At 55.1% G+C, this 535-nt stretch carries 1 pseudogene; it reads left to right on the top strand.

Annotated features, from left to right (window positions below):
- Nucleotides 1-187: 187 nt before the first annotated feature.
- Nucleotides 188-466 (top strand): annotated as a pseudogene (locus E0L35_RS26985) (tRNA uridine-5-carboxymethylaminomethyl(34) synthesis GTPase MnmE); the annotation flags it as partial.
- Nucleotides 467-535: the final 69 nt, after the last annotated feature.

Below are 535 nucleotides of genomic sequence, written 5' to 3'. Positions count from 1 at the left end.
GTTTATGGTCGATGGCACCACAACAGACGCCGTGGATCCGGCAGAGATCTGGCCGGAATTTATTGCCCGTCTGCCAGCGAAACTGCCGATCACCGTGGTGCGCAATAAAGCCGATATCACCGGCGAAACGCTGGGAATGAGTGAAGTGAACGGTCACGCGTTAATTCGTCTCTAGGCAAGGACTGGTGAAGGCGTGGACGTGCTGCGTAACCATCTCAAACAGAGCATGGGCTTTGACACCAACATGGAAGGCGGCTTCCTGGCGCGTCGTCGCCACCTACAGGCGCTGGAACAGGCAGCGGAACATCTACAACAGGGCAAAGCGCAACTGTTGGGAGCCTGGGCAGGTGAACTGCTGGCGGAAGAGTTGCGTCTGGCACAGCAGAACTTAAGCGAAATCACCGGGGAATTTACTTCAGACGACCTGCTGGGGCGGATTTTCTCCAGCTTCTGTATTGGTAAGTAACCGCGCTTACGAAGCCGCATTCTGACTGTCAGATGCGGCTTCGCTTCATTGTTACCACTCCTGTTATTC

The sequence above is a fragment of the Halomonas sp. ATBC28 genome, assembly GCF_005937175.1.
In the GTDB taxonomy this organism is placed as follows: Bacteria; Pseudomonadota; Gammaproteobacteria; order Pseudomonadales; family Halomonadaceae; genus Vreelandella; species Vreelandella titanicae.
This window is presented reverse-complemented; position numbering and strand designations above follow the sequence as displayed.